Here is a 14,588-nt window from a genome sequence, read left to right as displayed (position 1 = left end):
TTGGCCTCCCTTACTTGTACATGGTCTGGTTCATGGTTCCGGGGGCGTACGCGTCGGGGTCGACCCAGACGTTGATCAGCGACGGCAGTCCGGACTCACGGGCCCGCTGGAGCGCGGGCGCGATGTCGGCCGGGTCGCGGACCTCTTCGCCGTAACCGCCCAGCATCTGGGCGAACTTGTCGTAGTGGACGTCGCCGAGGGTGTTGCCGACCCGCTCGCGCTCGTCGCCGTACTTGGCCTTCTGGCCGTAACGGATCTGGTTCATCGACGAGTTGTTGCCGACGATGCCGACGAACGGCAGGTTGTAGCGCACCAGCGTCTCGAAGTCCCAGCCGGTGAGCGAGAAGGCCCCGTCGCCGAACAGCGCCACGACCTCCTTGTCGGGCCGTGCCTTCTTCGCCGCGAGGACGAAGGGGACGCCGACGCCGAGCGTGCCGAGCGGACCGGGGTCCATCCAGTGGCCGGGCGACTTGGGCTGCACGACCTGGCCGGAGAAGGTGACGATGTCGCCGCCGTCGCCGATGTAGATCGAGTCCTCGGTGAGGAAGTCGTTGATCTCGCTGACCAGACGGTAGGGGTGGATCGGTGAGCTGTCCTTGCGCAGATTCGGCAGCCGCTTCTCGATCGCGGTCTGCTCGGCGGCGCGCAGCTCCTCCAGCCATGCCTTGCGCTTGACGGAGCCGCCGTTGATCCGCCCGCTGGCCGCCTCGGTGACCGACTTCAGGACGAGGCCGGCGTCACCGACGATGCCGAGGTCGATGTCGCGGTTCTTGCCGACCGTCCGGTAGTCGAGGTCGATCTGGACGACCGTGGCGTCCGGCGAGAGCCGCTTGCCGTAGCCCATCCGGAAGTCGAACGGGGTGCCGACGATGATGATGAGGTCGGCGTTGGTGAAGGCGTAGCGCCGCGAGAGCTGGAAGTGGTGCGGGTCGCCGGGAGGCAGGGTGCCGCGCCCCGCGCCGTTCATGTACGCGGGTACGTTCAGCGTCCGTACCAGCTCGATGGCGTCGTCCGTGGCCCGGGTCGTCCATACCTGGCTGCCGAGCAGGATCGCCGGCTTCTCGGCGTGGACCAGCAGATCGGCCAGCTTCTCGATGGCCGCGGGGTCACCGGGCGAACGGGTCGAGGCCCGGTACTGGCCGGCCTTGGGTACGCGTGCTTTGTCGGCCGGGACCTTCGCGTCGAGGACATCACGCGGAATCTCCAGGAAGGACGGGCCGGGAGCGCCGTTGTAGCACTCACGGAAGGCCATGGAGACCATGTCGGCCGCGCGGGCCGTGTCGGGGACGGTGGCCGCGAACTTGGTGATCGGCGTCATCATGTCCACGTGCGGCAGGTCCTGGAGCGAACCCATCTTGTGCTGGGTGAGCGCGCCCTGGCCGCCGATGAGCAGCATGGGTGACTCGGCACGGAACGCGTTGGCGACACCGGTGACGGCGTCGGTCGTGCCCGGTCCGGCGGTGACGACGGCGCAGCCGGGCTTACCGGTGATGCGCGCGTAACCGTCGGCGGCGTGGGCGGCGACCTGCTCGTGGCGTACGTCGACGACTTCGATGCCCTCGTCGACGCAGCCGTCGTAGATGTCGATGATGTGGCCGCCACAGAGCGTGTAGATGACCTCGACACCTTCTGCCTTGAGTGCCTTGGCGACCAGATGACCACCGGAGATGAGTTCCTGGCTGTCGTCGGGCATGAGGTTGTCTTGTCCCTTCGTAGGGGAGGTCGGAGGGCTCTTGTGGGTGCTCCCGAGTACTCCCGCGATGGATTGCATACAGTCTACGAATACTGTATGAAGCTTGTTATCCCGCATTCGGCGGGTGGTGTCCAGGGGGCGTGCGGCACTTTCATTCCTTTCTGTTGCAGTGGGAGCCGGCATGGATCTGTACGAGCACCAAGCCAGAGACCTGTTCGCGGAGTACGGCATCGCCGTGCCGGAGGCCGAGACCGTCGAGTTCGCGAGGGAGGCCGCGCTCGCGGCGCAGCGGCTCGGCGGCAAGGTCGTCGTCAAGGCACAGGTGAAGACCGGAGGCCGGGGCAAGGCCGGCGGGGTGAAGCTCGCGGCCGATCCGGCCGCCGCGGAACTGACCGCCCGCCAGATCCTCGGGATGGACATCAAGGGCCACACCGTCCGTACGGTGATGCTGGCCCAACCGGTGGACATCGAGACCGAGTTCTACGTCAGCTATGTGCTCGACCGCGCTGCGGGGACCTTCCTCGCGATCGCGTCCGCAGAGGGCGGCATGGACATCGAGGAGGTGGCGGCCACCCGCCCCGAGGCGGTGGCCCGCATCCACATCGACCCGGCCGAGGGCGTCACCGCGGCCAAGGCGGTCGAGATCGCCGTGGCCGCCCAACTGCCCGCCGAGACCGCCCCCGTACTCGAATCGCTCTGGCAGGTCCTGATCCGCGAGGACGCCCTGCTGGTCGAGGTCAACCCGCTCGTCAGGACCACGGACGGACGGATCCTGGCCCTCGACGGAAAGGTGACCCTGGACGACAACGCCCAGTTCCGCCAGAGCCGTTGGGGCGACGACCAGCAGGACCCCGGCGCCGACCCTCTGGAGGCGGCGGCCGCCGCCAAGGGCCTCAACTACGTCAAGCTCGACGGCGAGGTCGGCATCATCGGCAACGGCGCGGGGCTCGTCATGTCGACCCTCGACGTCGTCGCCGGCTGCGGGGCACGCCCCGCCAACTTCCTCGACATCGGGGGCGGCGCCTCGGCCCAGGTCATGGCCGACGGACTCTCCGTCATCCTGTCCGACCCCGACGTGAAGTCCGTGTTCGTCAACGTCTTCGGCGGGATCACCGCCTGCGACGCCGTCGCCGACGGCATCGTCCAGGCGCTGGAGACCGTCCGGCTGACCAAGCCGCTCGTCGTACGCCTCGACGGCAACAACGCCGCCCGGGGCCGCGCGATCCTCGCCGACCGGGCGCATCCGCTCGTGGAGCAGGTCACGACCATGGACGGTGCCGCGCGCCAGTCCGCCGTACTCGCGAACGCCGGATAAGGAGCAAAGCAATGGCGATCTTCCTGACCAAGGAGAGCAAGGTCCTCGTCCAGGGCATGACCGGTGCCGAGGGCATGAAGCACACCCGCCGGATGCTGGAGGCCGGAACCGACGTCGTCGGCGGCGTCAACCCGCGCAAGGCGGGCACGAACGTCGACTTCGACGGCCGGGCGGTCCCCGTCTTCGGCTCCGTCGCCGACGGCATCGCGGCGACCGGCGCGGACGTCACCGTCGTCTTCGTACCGCCGCCGTTCGCGAAGGCCGCGGTCATGGAGGCCATCGACGCGGGCATCGGCCTCGCCGTCGTCATCACCGAGGGCATACCCGTCCATGACGCGGTCGTCTTCCAGGCGTACGCCGCCAAGAGCGACACCCGGATCATCGGACCCAACTGTCCCGGGCTGATCAGCCCCGGCCAGTCCAACGCCGGCATCATCCCGGCCGACATCGCCACCAAGCCCGGCAAGATCGGACTCGTCTCCAAGTCGGGCACGCTGACGTACCAGTTGATGTACGAGCTGCGCGAGATCGGCTTCTCGTCGGCGGTCGGCATCGGCGGCGACCCCGTCGTCGGCACGACTCACATCGACGCCCTCGCCGCCTTCGAGGCGGACCCGGACACCGAACTCATCGTCCTCATCGGCGAGATCGGCGGCGACGCGGAGGAGCGCGCGGCGGCGTACATCGCCGACCACGTCACGAAGCCGGTGGTCGGCTACATCGCGGGCTTCACCGCGCCCGAGGGCAAGACCATGGGCCACGCCGGAGCGATCGTCTCCGGCTCGTCGGGCACCGCGGAGGCGAAGAAGAAGGCGCTGGAGGCGGCGGGCGTACGCGTCGGCTCGACGCCCTCGGAAACGGCCCGCCTGGTACTCGACCGCATCGCGGTCACGGCCTGACCCGACACCGCCCCTCAGGCGGTGTCTTCAAAGTCCCGCCTGGCCTGCGGCGGCTGGTACGGCACCTCCCTGCGTTGTCGGATTCTTCCGAGTACGTCCAGTACGCGGGAGATCCTCCGCCTTGTGATGCACCGCACCAGCCGCCGTGGGCCCGCCCTGCGGGCGGACGGCGCTACTTCGAAGACACGACCTCGTCCCGGAACCGCTCCTCACCCGCCGGACGGCCACCTCCACCGTCCGGCGGCCACCTCCAGCCCGTCCGGCGCTTGAGGACGAACCGCCCACCGGGCGGGCCCGGCCACAACCACCCGTACACAACAACCCGCCATCCCGGACGACCCGTGCACCTCGTCCGGAACCCGCGCACACGCGTACCGCCCCCTTTCGAGCGGAGTCCACGACATGGCACCCACCCTCATCCTGAAGCCGGGCACTGCCTGGTCCGACGCCTGGCAGAACTGTCTCACCGTCGCGCCCGAGGCATTCCGGGACGACCACGTGCTCAACCTCTGGGCCGCGTCCTGGCAGTCCGGCGGCCGTACCCTCCCCGCCTACAGCCCGGTCGACGGCAGCCCCATCGCCGGACCGCCCCGGCTCGACGCCGAGGCCGCGCAGCGGGCCGTACGCGCCTCGCTCGACCAGCACCACGCCTGGCGGCACATCCCGCTGCCCGAGCGCCGCGCCCGTGTCTCCGCGACACTCGACGCCCTGGCCGAGCACCGCGAACTGCTCGCCCTCCTGCTCGTCTGGGAGATCGGCAAGCCCTGGCGCCTCGCCCAGGCCGACGTCGACCGCGCGATCGACGGAGTGCGCTGGTACGTGGACGGCGTCGAGCCCATGCTGGCGGGCCGCAGCCCGCTGCCGGGCCCGGTCTCCAACATCGCCAGTTGGAACTACCCGATGTCCGTCCTGGTCCACGCCATGCTCGTACAGGCCCTGGCCGGCAACGCGGTGATCGCCAAGGCGCCCACCGACGGCGGCGTCGCCTGTCTCACCCTGGCCGCCGCTCTCGCCGTCCGCGAGGGACTGCCGATCACGCTGGTCAGCGGCAGCGGGGGAGAACTGTCCGAGGCGCTGGTCCGCTCCCCGGAGATCGGCTGCGTCTCCTTCGTAGGAGGCCGCGACACCGGCGCCCGGATCGCCACCACGGTCGCCGACCTCGGCAAGCGCCACATCCTCGAACAGGAAGGTCTCAACACCTGGGGTGTGTGGAACCACAGCGACTGGGACGCGCTCACCGCCGTCATCCCCAAGCTGTTCGACTACGGAAAGCAGCGGTGCACCGCGTACCCGCGCTTCGTCGTCCAGCGCTCGCTGTTCGCGGACTTCCTCGGGGCCTATCTGCCCGCCGTACGCTCCATCCGACTGGGCCACCCGCTGGCCGTCGAGCACCCCGACGACCCGCTGCCCGAACTGGACTTCGGCCCGCTCATCAACGCGGCCAAGGCCAAGGAGCTGGACGACCAGGTGGCCGAGGCCATCGACCGCGGCGCCGTCCCCATCCACCACGGCTCGCTCGCCGACGGGCGTTTCCTGCCCGGTCAGGACACCTCCGCCTACCTCGCGCCGGTGACCCTGCTGAACCCGCCGCCTTCCTCGCCGCTGCACCACGCGGAGCCCTTCGGCCCGGTCGACACGATCGTCCTGGTCGACACCGAGGCGGAACTCCTCGCGGCCATGAACGCCTCCAACGGGGCACTGGCCGCGACGCTGGCGACCGACGACCCGAAGACGTACGCGCGTCTGTCACCCCAGATACGCGCCTTCAAGGTCGGCCACGGCAAGCCACGCTCCCGCGGCGACCGTGACGAGCTGTTCGGCGGCTTCGGCTCCTCCTGGCGGGGCGCCTTCGTCGGCGGCGAACTGCTCGTGAAGGCGGTCACGAACGGCCCGGACGGGGAGCGCCCACCGGGCAACTTCCCGGACTACCACCTGATGCCGTGACGGTGGATCCGGCCCGGCCCTGAACCGGAATCGGCTGAGGTCGACCGAACCCCTCCTCAGCCGATTCCCCAGGTCAGCGGTGCTGTCAGTGCACCGGTGTACCGTCGTTCGCATGGACTCGAAGGAGCTCGCCAACCTCGCTCACCTGCGGCGGGCAAGGGATCTGATCGACCGGGAGTACGCACGTCCGCTCGACGTACCGACGATGGCCCGCCACGCGCTGATGTCGCCGGCCCACTTCTCCCGGCGCTTCCGCGCGGCCTACGGCGAGACGCCGTACAGCTACCTGATGACCCGCCGTATCGAGCGGGCGATGGCGCTGCTGCGTGCGGGCACGAGCGTGACCGACGCGTGCATGGCCGTGGGCTGTACGTCACTGGGCTCGTTCAGCTCGCGCTTCACCGAAGTCCTGGGGGAGACGCCCAGCGCGTACGCCGCCCGCGAGCACGGCGCGGTCACGGCGATGCCCGCGTGCGAGGCGAAGCTGCGCACCCGGCCGGCCAGGGACGCACCGAGCAGGATCCGAGAAGCGGCGCGCGAAGCCGCCGCCTAGGTCCTGTCCGGCGGATCTTCGGGGATCAGGCCGGGGCGGCTGGTGCGGTGCATCGCAAGGCGGAGGATCATCCTCGTACTGGACGTACTTGGATGACTCCGACAACGCAGGGAGGTGCCGTGCCAGGCGTCCCGGACCCCCGAAGATCCGCCGGACAGGGCCTAGCGTGGGTCACATGACCATCGCACTCCAGTACTGCCACATCACCGTCAACGACCCGGACGAATCACTCACCTTCTACCGCGACGCGCTCGGCCTCGAGGTGCGCAACGATGTCGCCTCGGGCGGCTTCCGCTGGGTGACCCTCGGCAGCGTGGACCAGCCGGGCCTCGAGATCGTCCTCTCGGAACCGCACGCCGGCCGCTCCCAGGCCGACGGCGACGCCCTCCAGGAACTGCTCACCAAGGGCGTCCTGACGCAGGTCGTCTTCCGCACCGACGATCTCGACGCGATGTTCGAGAAGGTACGGGCCTCCGGCGCCGAAGTGCTCCAGGAGCCCATCGACCAGCCCTGGGGCCCGCGCGACTGCGCGTTCCGCGACCCCTCGGGCAACATGGTGCGGATCTCGCAGGAGCCGAAGGCATAAACAGCGGTCAGCCCCGTCCGTGCGCCCCGGACCACGGGATATACGGGTGAAGAGCACTCCCGAGCCCTGGTATCGTTCTTTACGTCACCCCGGCGGAAACACCGAGGTTCGACCACTCGTCCGGGTGGCGGAATGGCAGACGCGCTAGCTTGAGGTGCTAGTGCCCTTTATCGGGCGTGGGGGTTCAAGTCCCCCCTCGGACACAGCGGCACTTCACAGAACTCCCAGCACGGATTCGTCCGGGCTGGGAGTTCTTCGTGTGGGGGAGGACATTCAGTGAGTACGGCGAAGAGACACATCTGGTGGGCGACCGTTGTGGCCTCGGCCGGGATATCAGCGGCGGCACTCACCGGGTGCGGCTCCGGTGACGGTGGCGAGACCGACGACCTCAGCGGCCCTGCCCCGGTCCGGTTGTCCTCCGTGGACCTCCAGAGCCGGTGGTGGGAATGGGCCGCGGCGGAACCCACCGACAGCAACCCGGTGGCCGACCCGACGGGCCGCGACTGCGCGCGCAATCAGCCGAAGGATCGCTGGTTCCTGGCCGGCACCTTCGGCGGACACACGTCCCGGACCTGCACGATTCCGGCCGATCGGCCGATCGCTTTCCCCGTCGTCAACATCGTGGGCGAGCTGATGGACTGCGGGGGATTCGACAGGTCCGCCGAAGGGACGGTCGAGGTCGACGGAGAGAAGGTCGCGGTCGACCGTCACGAGGGCGTGGAATTCAGATACTTCGCGGCCGAGGGCAATCCGGTGACCGAAGAGGAAGGGATCTTCCAGGGCGCGGGCTGCGGTTTGTGGGCACAGTTGCCGCCTTTGTCGCCCGGACGTCACACCGTCGAGATACGTGGCGGGGCAGAGGACCTCACCGTGTCGGTCGACTACGACCTGACGGTGGAGGGTAAGCCGGGGGCCGCACGAGGGGCGTAGTCGCGCGCACGTGACCGGTGTCGCCGCTCCCGCTCCCGCGCCCGGCCGGACGCCGTGAGTTCGCTCGCGCCTGGGCCGTTTCGCTCGGATCATCGGATCGTTGGTCCGGGTGTGCCGTTGGCTGACGCGCGGTGGGCGCGGATCGGAGTGTGCGGACTTGTTCGATCGGTGCTTCGCGTTTCCCGACGAGTTACGAGTGGCCGGGCCCGCCCACCCCGCGCGGGTGGGAATCATCGGCGGCGGGCTGGCCGGGCTGGTCGCGGCCTACGAACTCCAGCGGCGTGGGGTGGACGCCGTGGTCTACGAGCGGGCCGAGCGCCCCGGGGGGCGCGTACGCACCCATCGGTTCTGGGACGACACGTACGCCGACGTGGGCGCGATGCGCATTCCCGGCAATCACGAATGTGTACTGCACTATGTGCGCGAGTTCGGGCTGCCCACTCGCCCCTTCGTCAATCTGAACCCGGACGGGTACTACCACCTGCGCGGGCGGCGGGCGCGATTACGCCAAGTACGCCAGCTCTACCCGGCGTTCGGCCTCGACGCCACCGCTCAGGACGGTCCGCGGACGCTGCTGGACCGAGTGCTGCGTACGGCCTGGGAAGCACTCGGCCCCGTCCAGCAGATGAGCGTCCTGAAGGGCAACTGGCAGGACGCGGCCCTGGACCAGTTGATGTCGACCTCCTTGTGGCAGTTCGCACGGCGCCAACTCTCCGAGGACGCCTGGGACTTGCTCGGGCACACCAGCGGACTGGTGCACTACGAGCACGCTTCGCTCCTTGAGGTGCTGGTCGACTACTTCGGTCTCTTCCACGCCGCCCCCGTCGAACTCGACGGCGGGATGGACACGTTGGTCCGTGAGTTCGTACGGCGCCTGACGCCGGGAACGCTGCGCCTGTCCACGCGCGTCGACGCGGTGCGGCTGTCCTCCGGCGCCGCACAGATCCGCGGCCAGTGCGTGGGCCGGCCCGTCGAAGCGACGTACGACGCCGTCCTCGCCTGCGTCCCGCTGACCACTCTCGACCAGATCACCATCACCCCGGGACTGCCCCGCCGGCAGGCACAGGCTGTCCGCGGGGTCACCTACGCCAGCAGCACCAAGACCCTGGTGCACCTGCGGCGGCGGACCTGGGAACTTGACGACGGCATCTACGGCGGCGGAAGCTTCACCGACCTGCCCATCCAGCAGTGCTGGTACCCCTCCGACAACGCCAGCGTCGCCCCGGACACCGGCATCGGCACCGCCCCCGGCATGCTGTCGTCACACCGGCTGACCGCCCGCGACGCCGGGCTGTCGCACGAGGCGGGCGTCCTCACGGGCGCCTACCTCTGGGGGCCGCATGCCCGGCGATTCACCGCACTGCCGCCCGCCGACCGCGACCGGGTCGTGATGCGCTGCCTGGAACAGTTGCATCCGGGCATCTGCGAGGACATCGACGACATCGTGCACTGGGACTGGGACAATCAGCCGGGAATGAGCGGAGGGGCCTTCGCCTACCTCGCCCCCGGCGAGCACACCCGATATCTCGACGGCCTCGCGACGCCGCACCCGGTGGGCGATCCCCGACTCTTCTTCGCCGGCGAGCATCTATCCGCCGCCCGTGCGTGGATGCAGGGTGCCGCCCAGTCGGCGCTCCACGCCGTCGGGCACCTGCTGGACCGGCTCTCCACCCCGGCCGGGGGGCCGGGCAAGCAGCGTACGGAGCGCACGGAGCCCACGGAGCGCGCGACGGAAGACTTCGTCAGAGAGGGAACAGCGTCATGAGCACTCAGGACACGGAAAGCAGCCTTACCCGTCCTCCGCTGAGCATGTCGGTCCTGCCCGAAGTATTCCTCGCTCCCGAAGGCACCCGTGAACGCATCGGCCTGGAAGTCGAGGCGGGTGTACTGGACGAGACGACCGGTCTGGCCGCCCCGTACGACGGGCCGCACGGCATGGCCGCCCTCCTGCACGAGGTGCTGCGGGACTGGGGCGGCTCACCGCAGTGGGCCGACGACGTCCTGACGGGAGTGCACCTGCCGGACGGGACGAAGCTGACCCTGGAACACGGCGGCCAGTTGGAGTACTCCTCCCCTCCCGCGGACGACCTCGTGACTCTGGTGACCGCCATGCGCGGCACCATGGAACCCATGGCCGCGCTGGCGCGGCGGCACGGGCTGGCCATCGTTCCCGGCGGAAACCTCCCCTTCAACCGGGCCGACAGCACCACCTGGGTACCCACCGTGCGGGGCGGAGTGATGCGGACGTACTTCGCCGGCCTCGGCTCCGGAGGGGAGCGGGCACCGCACATCATGAGGCTGTCGACCTCGACCCAGACCACGCTGGACCACCTCGACGAGGACGACCTGGCCTCGAAGCTGCGCGTTCAGGTCGCGGCCTCGCCCGTTGTCGCCGCACTGCTCGTCAACTCGCCGCTGTACGCCGGAAACCTCGACGGTGTCCTCTCGCACCGCTGCCAGGACTGGCTGCGCATGGACCCCCGGCGCTGCGGCTCCCCGCGCCCCGCACTGCGGACCCCATTGACGGCGAAGAGCATCACCGACTGGGCACTGAGCGTGCCCATGATCTACCGCCACAGTCCCAGCGGCTACCGTCTCGCCGGACCGCGACCATTCGCGGACCACATGCGCCACGGCTTCGACGACGGCACCGCGCCCCGCTGGGAGGACTGGCTCTCCCATCTCGATCAGCTCTACACCACCGTGCGCGTACGCGGCACTCTGGAGACCCGCGCGCCGGACGGCCCGCCGTACCCGAACATTCCCGCCGTGCCGGCGCTGTGGACCGGACTGACGTACGACGCGCCTGCCCGCGAGGCCGCCTGGGAGCTGCTGCGCCGGTACACGCCTCAGGAGAGCGACGCGGCGCACCAGGCCCTGCCCACGGCCGGACTGGCCACGCGACTGGGCGCGGACAGCGTTCGCGACCTCGCCCGTCATCTGGTCCAGTTGGCCCGCACGGGTCTTCAGGCCCGCGTCGACGCCGGAGTCGAACGATCCGAAGCGGTCGGCTACCTCGACCCGCTCGAGGAGATCCTGGACACCGGCGAGACCTTCGCCGAGCAGACGGCCCGCCGCTGGCGGACGAGCTACCGCAACGACCCCGCCCGCTATGTCGCGGCTCATCGGATCCCGCCCGCCACCTGACGCGGTCGGCCTGACAGAACTCTCCGACGCCCGCTGTCGGGCGGGACCCGCCAACGGCCTCAACTCGCCCCCGGGCGCGGTGGCGGCTCAACCGCCTTGCGCGGGCGGACCGGACCGGCGGCCACCGCGTGGCCCGCGCCGCGGCCGTCCGCGCGTGCCACGATCAGCCCGTCACGGACCCGGACCGCGACCTCCGTGAAGTCGTCCACCGAGCCCTGGCCGACGGCCGCCGCGACCGTGCCGCCGTCGTCGAACACCACGCGCAGCCGGGGCAGTTCCCCGGCTGCGAACACCCGGCGCAGACACGCGACGAGATCGACGATCCGCAGTCGCGCCAGTCGGCCGATCTCGGCGGGATCGCTCGTCACGACGACCAGCGTCACCTTGTCGCGCCGGCGCGCCGAGCGCACCGCCTCGTCCGCCGCCGACAGACGTCTCACCCCGAGCACGACGACCACGCCGTCGTCATCGAGGTCCACCCGGCGGCCGTCGATCTCGTCGCGCAGCCCGTGGGGCGCCGCCCACTCGTCCTCCGCCGGCCGTGCCGGTCCGACGTAGGCCAGGTGCGCCGGCTCCGCGTCGTTGCTGAGCGAGATGCCGGCCAGATGCTCGGCGGCACGGGCCAGGTCGAACGGATCGCCGGCCCCCGGAGCGTTCTCCGCGAGAGCCGCCGCGCCGTGGAGCAAGGTCAGCGCCAGCCCCGCCACCCGTACCGTCCGGGTGCGCAGCGCGGTGTCCGGTTCGAGCGCGAGAGCGAGCAACAGGGCTTCGAGGGAGACGAGTTCGGCCAGCGCGGCACGGGCCGGCTCCGTATCGACCACTCCGGAAAGTGAGCGGAGCTGAAGATGCCCGCTGCCCGGTGTGTCACCGGCGAGGGGCAGCCGTTCGAGCCAGACCCGGGCGAACGCGCCCAGTGCCCCCGCGACGGAGTCGGGCGGTTCCGGCGGCGGTTCGGCGTCGAGCCGGGCCCGCTCGGCGGTGTCGGCGAGCACCGCGAGATACAGCGCGCGCTTGCCGGCGAAGTTGGAGTAGACCGCCCCCCTGGTCAGTTCGGCCCGCTCGGCGATCCGGTCGATCTTGGCCTCGCCGTAGCCGTACTGGGCGAACTCCTGCCGGGCCGCGACCAGCACCGCCGCGCGGGTCCGTTGCTGCTGCTGCGCCCGGGTCAGCCTGACCATCGTGTCCCCTTCCGCTCCTGCTGTGTCATGATACAGACGGCATCCGGATGATGACGGTATCGGAAAACTACAGGCATTGGAGATTCGCCATGCGTATGCGTGATACGGGGCCGGAGACCGACGGACCGCTCACGTCCGGGACGGGGACCGCGGCATGAACCGGCCCGAGACCCGTACGACGGACCCCGATCTGCTGGTGCTGCACGCGCTGCGCTGCGCCGGCGCCTCGGGCCCCACCCGCCTCGGCCTCGTCACGGGGCTGGCCGAGTCCGACGTCGAGTCCGAGCTCATCGATCTCGGGGTCGACGGACTTCTCACGCGCATGTCCGGAGCCATGCCCGCGTGGTGGCTCACGGACGCCGGCCGTGCCGCGCACGCCGAGCGGATCACCGCCGAACTCGATTCGGCCGGCGCCCGCGAGGCGGTGCGCGCGGCATACGACCGGTTTCTCGTTCTCAACCCGGAACTGCTCGATCTCTGCGCGGCCTGGCAACTGCGAACCGTCGACGGCATCACGATCGCCAACGACCACGGTGAACCCGCCTACGACGCCCGGGTCCTTGACCGATTCGCCGATTTCGACCGGCGCGCCGCGGCCGTCTGCGCCGAACTGTCCGCCGCACTGCCCCGGTTCGGCCGCTACCGCGACCGCCTCGCCGGAGCCCTCGATCGCGCCGTGTCCGGCGAGCTGGAATACGTGACCGACAGCACCGCGTCGTACCACACCGTCTGGGCGGAGCTGCACGAAGATCTGCTCGCCACACTCGGGATGCCGCGATGAGATGGATTCGCACGATCTCCGCCGACATCGAGGAGACCGCGCGGACCCTGGGTGGCAAGGCACTCGGCCTCGTCCTGCTGCACCGTCTCGGGCTGCGGGTACCGGCCGGATTCGTCGTCACCACCGAGGCGTGCCGTGCTCTCCTGCGAGCGGGACGTCTGCCCGACGGACTCGGCGCCGAACTCGCGACCGCCGTCGCCGAACTCGAACGCTCCACCGGGCGCGTCTTCGGCGGACCGCGCACACCGCTGGCCGTGTCCGTCCGCTCCGGAGCCAGTGTGTCGATGCCCGGCATGATGAACACGATCCTCAACCTTGGCCTCACGGCCGAGGCCACCGAGGGCCTGGCCGACGAGACGGGCGACCGGCCCTTCGCGCTGGATTCACGGCGGCGCTTCCTGTCGAGCTTCGGCGCGGCCGTCACGTACGTGGACATGGACGCGGACATCGACGCGGACTTGGACGCGGACGACGCGCCCCGGCAGTTGGAGCGCGCCGTCCAGGCCGTGTTCTCGTCCTGGGACACACCCCGTGCGCGGACCTACCGCGCGTTGAACGACATCCCGCACGATCTCGGCACAGCCGCCGTCGTCCAGACGATGGTGTTCGGCAACCGCGACGGGCACAGCGGCAGCGGAGTCGCGTTCAGCCGCGATCCCAACACCGGTGAGAACATCCCGTACGGCGACGTGCTGTTCAAGCACCAAGGAGAAGACGTCGTCTCCGGCCGAGCCACCACCCGGCCGCTGCGCGAACTCGCCGCACGCGAACCGGCCGTGTGGACTGAGTTGTTGGACGCACTGAGCCGGATCGAAGGGCACTACCGCGACACCTGCTATGTCGAGTTCACGTTCCAGAGCGGCGAACTGTGGATCCTTCAGGTCCGGCCCGGCCGGTTCGTCGGAGGGGCCGCCGTCCGCGTAGCCACCGAACTCGCCGACGCGCGGGTCATCGGGCGCCGCACCGCGCTGCTCAGGGTCTCGCCGCACCATCTGCGCCACGTCCGCACCCCACGCATCGCGGCATCGGGGGAGGCCGACATCCTCGCCCGGGGGCTCGGTGCCTGTCCCGGCGTGGCGGTCGGCCGAGTGGCGACCACCGCGGAGGCGGCGGTACGTATGGCCCGGGACGCCCCGGTCGTCCTCGTACGCCCGGAGACCTCCCCCAACGACATGCACGGCCTCGCCGCCGCCCGCGGAATCGTCACCGCCCGGGGCGGGCCGGCCAGCCACGCCGCGGTCGTCGCGCGGGCCATGGGGAAACCCGCGGTCGTGGGCGTCGCCGGTCTGACTGTCCATGTCGGCGACGGCGACGGCGATGGCGACGGCTCCGTGACGGTCGGCGGTCGCACGCTCGGCGACGGCACCCTCGTCACCATCGACGGGACCAGCGGTGAGGTCGCCCTCGGCAGTCCCCGCGTCGTCACGGACGCGGCCGGTGATCACCTCCACCGGCTGCTCGCATGGGCCGACGACATCTCCGGGGACCACTCCGCACGCGAGGAGTCCCAGCGCCTCGACGCGGCCCACACCGCGCTGCGCCTCCCCGGGCGGCCCGGCTGA

12 protein-coding genes and 1 tRNA gene are annotated in these 14,588 nt (G+C 70.4%); 11 read left to right on the top strand and 2 right to left on the bottom strand.

The window, feature by feature from the left end:
- Window positions 1–10: 10 nt before the first annotated feature.
- A complete protein-coding gene (locus OG329_RS05500; protein ID WP_405793186.1) occupies window positions 11–1,693 on the bottom strand; it encodes a thiamine pyrophosphate-binding protein in 1,683 nt (560 codons plus the stop codon).
- Between the two features lie 181 nt (window positions 1,694–1,874).
- On the opposite strand from OG329_RS05500, the gene sucC reads away from it, so the two are divergent.
- The 9 genes from sucC (at window position 1,875) to OG329_RS05455 (ending at window position 11,067) form a co-directional block, all read left to right on the top strand.
- Window positions 1,875–3,008, top strand: a complete 1,134-nt coding sequence (sucC, locus tag OG329_RS05495; RefSeq protein WP_405793185.1) for an ADP-forming succinate--CoA ligase subunit beta — start codon at window positions 1,875–1,877, stop codon at window positions 3,006–3,008.
- An 11-nt stretch (window positions 3,009–3,019) separates the two neighbouring features.
- Window positions 3,020–3,907, top strand: coding sequence for a succinate--CoA ligase subunit alpha (gene sucD, locus OG329_RS05490; RefSeq protein WP_405793184.1), 888 nt, complete (start codon window positions 3,020–3,022; stop codon window positions 3,905–3,907).
- Between the two features lie 402 nt (window positions 3,908–4,309).
- On the top strand, window positions 4,310–5,851 hold the full coding sequence (locus tag OG329_RS05485) for an aldehyde dehydrogenase family protein (protein WP_405793183.1): 1,542 nt from the start codon (window positions 4,310–4,312) through the stop codon (window positions 5,849–5,851).
- A 112-nt stretch (window positions 5,852–5,963) separates the two neighbouring features.
- On the top strand, window positions 5,964–6,404 hold the full coding sequence (locus tag OG329_RS05480) for a helix-turn-helix transcriptional regulator (protein ID WP_405793182.1): 441 nt from the start codon (window positions 5,964–5,966) through the stop codon (window positions 6,402–6,404).
- A gap of 175 nt (window positions 6,405–6,579) precedes the next feature.
- Complete coding sequence (locus OG329_RS05475) at window positions 6,580–6,990, top strand: VOC family protein (protein ID WP_405793181.1); 411 nt, start codon at window positions 6,580–6,582, stop codon at window positions 6,988–6,990.
- Between the two features lie 118 nt (window positions 6,991–7,108).
- A tRNA-Leu gene (locus OG329_RS05470) sits at window positions 7,109–7,193 on the top strand.
- Window positions 7,194–7,266: 73 nt separating this feature from the next.
- On the top strand, window positions 7,267–7,920 hold the full coding sequence (locus OG329_RS05465) for a signal protein (RefSeq protein WP_405793180.1): 654 nt from the start codon (window positions 7,267–7,269) through the stop codon (window positions 7,918–7,920).
- Between the two features lie 157 nt (window positions 7,921–8,077).
- A complete protein-coding gene (locus OG329_RS05460) occupies window positions 8,078–9,685 on the top strand; it encodes a flavin monoamine oxidase family protein (RefSeq protein WP_405793179.1) in 1,608 nt (535 codons plus the stop codon).
- Entirely contained in the window at window positions 9,682–11,067 is a 1,386-nt protein-coding gene (locus OG329_RS05455; protein WP_405793178.1) for a glutamate-cysteine ligase family protein, read from the top strand. Before OG329_RS05460 ends, OG329_RS05455 begins: the two co-directional genes overlap by 4 nt.
- A gap of 59 nt (window positions 11,068–11,126) precedes the next feature.
- Here OG329_RS05455 and OG329_RS05450 read toward each other — a convergent pair whose 3' ends face one another.
- On the bottom strand, window positions 11,127–12,245 hold the full coding sequence (locus OG329_RS05450) for a TetR/AcrR family transcriptional regulator (protein ID WP_405793177.1): 1,119 nt from the start codon (window positions 12,243–12,245) through the stop codon (window positions 11,127–11,129).
- Window positions 12,246–12,399: 154 nt separating this feature from the next.
- Here OG329_RS05450 and OG329_RS05445 point away from each other — a divergent pair, with 154 nt between their 5' ends.
- Together OG329_RS05445 and OG329_RS05440 are read left to right on the top strand one after the other, a co-directional pair.
- Window positions 12,400–13,026, top strand: coding sequence for a transcriptional regulator (locus OG329_RS05445; protein WP_405793176.1), 627 nt, complete (start codon window positions 12,400–12,402; stop codon window positions 13,024–13,026).
- Window positions 13,023–14,588, top strand: coding sequence for a PEP/pyruvate-binding domain-containing protein (locus tag OG329_RS05440; protein ID WP_405793175.1), 1,566 nt, complete (start codon window positions 13,023–13,025; stop codon window positions 14,586–14,588). Before OG329_RS05445 ends, OG329_RS05440 begins: the two co-directional genes overlap by 4 nt.

Origin of the sequence: Streptomyces sp. NBC_01506 (assembly GCF_045040295.1) — a bacterium.
Lineage (GTDB): Bacteria > Actinomycetota > Actinomycetes > Streptomycetales > Streptomycetaceae > Streptomyces.
This window is presented reverse-complemented; position numbering and strand designations above follow the sequence as displayed.

What these genes read in the sequence shown, in the direction of transcription:
- OG329_RS05485 (WP_405793183.1), top strand. Translation starts at nt 4,310, where the DNA reads ATGGCACCCACCCTCATCCTGAAGCCGGGCACTGCCTGGTCCGACGCC.
- OG329_RS05440 (WP_405793175.1), top strand. Translation starts at nt 13,023, where the DNA reads ATGAGATGGATTCGCACGATCTCCGCCGACATCGAGGAGACCGCGCGG.
- OG329_RS05455 (WP_405793178.1), top strand. Translation starts at nt 9,682, where the DNA reads ATGAGCACTCAGGACACGGAAAGCAGCCTTACCCGTCCTCCGCTGAGC.
- OG329_RS05480 (WP_405793182.1), top strand. Translation starts at nt 5,964, where the DNA reads ATGGACTCGAAGGAGCTCGCCAACCTCGCTCACCTGCGGCGGGCAAGG.
- OG329_RS05475 (WP_405793181.1), top strand. Translation starts at nt 6,580, where the DNA reads ATGACCATCGCACTCCAGTACTGCCACATCACCGTCAACGACCCGGAC.
- sucC (WP_405793185.1), top strand. Translation starts at nt 1,875, where the DNA reads ATGGATCTGTACGAGCACCAAGCCAGAGACCTGTTCGCGGAGTACGGC.
- OG329_RS05500 (WP_405793186.1), bottom strand. Translation starts at nt 1,693, where the DNA reads ATGCCCGACGACAGCCAGGAACTCATCTCCGGTGGTCATCTGGTCGCC.
- sucD (WP_405793184.1), top strand. Translation starts at nt 3,020, where the DNA reads ATGGCGATCTTCCTGACCAAGGAGAGCAAGGTCCTCGTCCAGGGCATG.
- OG329_RS05450 (WP_405793177.1), bottom strand. Translation starts at nt 12,245, where the DNA reads ATGGTCAGGCTGACCCGGGCGCAGCAGCAGCAACGGACCCGCGCGGCG.
- OG329_RS05445 (WP_405793176.1), top strand. Translation starts at nt 12,400, where the DNA reads ATGAACCGGCCCGAGACCCGTACGACGGACCCCGATCTGCTGGTGCTG.